The 2,914-nt window shown below is 64.3% G+C and carries 3 protein-coding genes and 1 pseudogene; all 4 read right to left on the bottom strand.

All coding sequences use genetic code 11. The features are described from left to right. Window positions 1-182 (bottom strand): annotated as a pseudogene (locus tag Y706_RS29700) (hypothetical protein); the annotation flags it as partial. A gap of 1,201 nt (window positions 183-1,383) precedes the next feature. Beyond that, window positions 1,384-1,581, bottom strand: a complete 198-nt coding sequence (locus Y706_RS23615; RefSeq protein ID WP_043434773.1) for a hypothetical protein — start codon at window positions 1,579-1,581, stop codon at window positions 1,384-1,386. 268 nt (window positions 1,582-1,849) lie between these two features. Next, window positions 1,850-2,236 (bottom strand): SHOCT domain-containing protein, encoded by a 387-nt coding sequence (locus Y706_RS0104260; RefSeq protein WP_028275593.1) that lies wholly within the window; start codon window positions 2,234-2,236, stop codon window positions 1,850-1,852. 97 nt (window positions 2,237-2,333) lie between these two features. Continuing rightward, window positions 2,334-2,780 (bottom strand): hypothetical protein, encoded by a 447-nt coding sequence (locus tag Y706_RS0104255; protein WP_028275592.1) that lies wholly within the window; start codon window positions 2,778-2,780, stop codon window positions 2,334-2,336. Between the last annotated feature and the right edge of the window lie 134 nt (window positions 2,781-2,914).

Below are 2,914 nucleotides of genomic sequence, written 5' to 3'. Positions count from 1 at the left end.
GAGGGGGTTGTCGTAGGAGTGCCGGGGGTGGCCGTTGTGTTGCCCGTTCCCGGCGGTGGTCCGCCCTCTGGCGGCGTGGGCTCACAGGCCGTGGCCGCCACGGCGAGGAGCGCAGCAAGAATCAGCGCCGAGGGTCGTGCCGCGCGGCCCAGCCCCAGAAATTTGAAGGTATTCCGGCTCATCGGTTCCGGCTTTCTCTCTGGCCCGGCTCCCGATGGGCCAGGTGCCAAGTGGCGTCTACCGTTCCACACCAGAATCAACATTGTGTCTGTAGCCCCTGAGTAATCCCTGTGAAGCCCTTCGGGCGCCGGCCCCCGAGGTTCTCGGCCGCCGCCGAAGGGGGCTTCCTTTTCGGTGGAGGAGGTTTCGCTGCAGCTGGAGGACCGGACACGGGCTGGATTGACCCTCCACGCCGCCGGGCCCCTTCTGCGTTGGCACTGGCGGCATTGTGCAAGCCGGAGAGTTCTCCGTCGGGCGGCAAGGATGGCATCGGCACAGCGCGTGCGCAGGGCGCGGCGGCGGTAATTGCAAAGCTGAATTATTTGTTTAGTGTGGTGCCGGGATGTGGCCCGCCTTGCGAACGTGGGCCTCCGGCACACGCCTCTTGCCGACTTCCTGACGGACCGGCTCCGCGTCCAAGCGCGGAGCCGGTCTGGGCGGGAGCCTTCGCTGGGATATGGCACTGGCAACGAAGAAGAACCCCCGCGCCGGCCCGGGGGAGGTACCGGCGCGAGGGCGCTCATTGGTATCCGTCGTCTCTGGTTCCCGTGCTTGGGGTCAGTGCCGGCCCGGCGGCCCGCCGTTCCACACCAGAATCAACATTGTGTCTGTAGCCCCTGAGTAATCCCTGTGAAGCCCTTCGGGCGCCGGCCCCCGAGGTTCTCGGCCGCCGCCGAAGGGGGCTTCCTTTTCGGTGGAGGAGGTTTCGCTGCAGCTGGAGGACCGGACACGGGCTGGATTGACCCTCCACGCCGCCGGGCCCCTTCTGCGTTGGCACTGGCGGCATTGTGCAAGCCGGAGAGTTCTCCGTCGGGCGGCAAGGATGGCATCGGCACAGCGCGTGCGCAGGGCGCGGCGGCGGTAATTGCAAAGCTGAATTATTTGTTTAGTGTGGTGCCGGGATGTGGCCCGCCTTGCGAACGTGGGCCTCCGGCACACGCCTCTTGCCGACTTCCTGACGGACCGGCTCCGCGTCCAAGCGCGGAGCCGGTCTGGGCGGGAGCCTTCGCTGGGATATGGCACTGGCAACGAAGAAGAACCCCCGCGCCGGCCCGGGGGAGGTACCGGCGCGAGGGCGCTCATTGGTATCCGTCGTCTCTGGTTCCCGTGCTTGGGGTCAGTGCCGGCCCGGCGGCCCGGGGTAGGGCGGGCTGATGTGGCGGGTTAGACGTCTGGAGATTTTTCCGTGGCCGGAAGGTGTTCTCCGGCCAGGTGGTGTGCTTCCTTGAGATGGCGAGCGAGCTTTTCCTCAGCGGCAGCGCGCCGTTGCCCGATAGTGCGCATCTGGTGTGTGGTCAGGTCCTCGCGGCGCCTCCGCGGGGCGGCACGTTGTGCCGGCCCGGGTTCGGTGTATTCGCTCATGACCGCATCGTCGCACACGATCTTTCTGGGCAAAAGGCACAATTTTGCAACGTCCCGGAAGCGACGGCATTCCCCGACAGGTCGGGGAATCGGCCAGGCTCTAGGCAGCCGGAGCCGCTGCCGGGCCGTTTCCTTCCGCGGGTTTCCGGCCGATCCGGGTGATTCCGTCGTCGACGTTCCCTTGGATGTCCTGGGGGAGCGAGCACCACTTTCAGGGTCAATGCTTGGCCTCGGGCAATTCTTTCTGCCTCCCGGGGCCGTGGCGGTCTCAAATGAGTGCTTTGCTCTTGATCCTTTCGTACTCGTCGGCGCTGATGGTTCCGGAGTCCAAAAGTGCCTTGGCCTTTGAGATCTCGTCGGTTGGACTGGGCGCGGTGACGCTGCGGATGTACGCGTCCGAGGCCTCCCTGTGGGACCTTGCCCGTTCCATCGACCGCTCGGCCATGCCTTTGCCGCGGGCGATCACGTACACCAGAACGCCCAGAATGGGCACGAAGACCAGGAAGAGGACCCAGACAACTTTCCACCATCCGCTCAGCGTGTGATCGCGGAACAAGTCACCGAAAACGGCGAACAACGCCCAGAGGAAGGCGAAGAACGCGTAGAAGAAGAAAAACCACCAGAAAATCTCCCAAAAGTTTTCCCAGAAACTCATGTCGTCTTCCCTGCTTTCGGTAGCAACGGCGTTGTTAGAGACTGCAGCCGGGAGAGATCTGAGGCTGGCTGCGGATCTTCCGAAAGGGGCATGGGCGTCAGCATTTAGTTGCTGTCTGGAGGTCACTGACCGCGGCCTGGACGTTGGCTGCGTCGTCGCGCAGGGACGCGGCCGCCTGCGTCAGGGTGGCGTCATCCGGGACGGCTCTGACGGCTTGGTCGAACTTGTTGTCGGCCTTCTTGACGGCGTCCATTTCGTCTTTGGCTACGTCCTGGCTGGCTTTGACCAGGTCGTCGTAGGTCTTCGCGACCTGTTCCCGGGCCGATTTGATCTGATCTATCGTGGCACCAGGTTTAAGTGTCTGTTTGAAATTTGTCAGGGATCCGGCGAAGGCACTGGCAGCAGCGCAGGCCTGCGAAACGTTTTTTTCCGCTCTGGCGCTGCTGACACTGGTGCCGGGGCTGGACGTGCCGCAGCCGGTGAGCAGTGCGATGGCTGCGCCGGCTGCGATAGATCCTGCAAGGATCGGGTGTGCTCTGGACACTGGAGGCTCCTCTCCGAAAGGGGTATGGCAGGCACTCCTGCCACTGGCAGGTAGGTGAGCAGTGCGATGGCTGCGCCGGCTGCGATAGATCCTGCAAGGATCGGGTGTGCTCTGGACACTGGAGGCTCCTCTCC

Origin of the sequence: Arthrobacter sp. I3, assembly GCF_000520575.1 — a bacterium.
Classification (GTDB): Bacteria; Actinomycetota; Actinomycetes; order Actinomycetales; family Micrococcaceae; genus Arthrobacter; species Arthrobacter humicola_A.
This window is presented reverse-complemented; position numbering and strand designations above follow the sequence as displayed.

What these genes read in the sequence shown, in the direction of transcription:
- Y706_RS23615 (WP_043434773.1), bottom strand. Translation starts at nt 1,581, where the DNA reads ATGAGCGAATACACCGAACCCGGGCCGGCACAACGTGCCGCCCCGCGG.
- Y706_RS0104260 (WP_028275593.1), bottom strand. Translation starts at nt 2,236, where the DNA reads ATGAGTTTCTGGGAAAACTTTTGGGAGATTTTCTGGTGGTTTTTCTTC.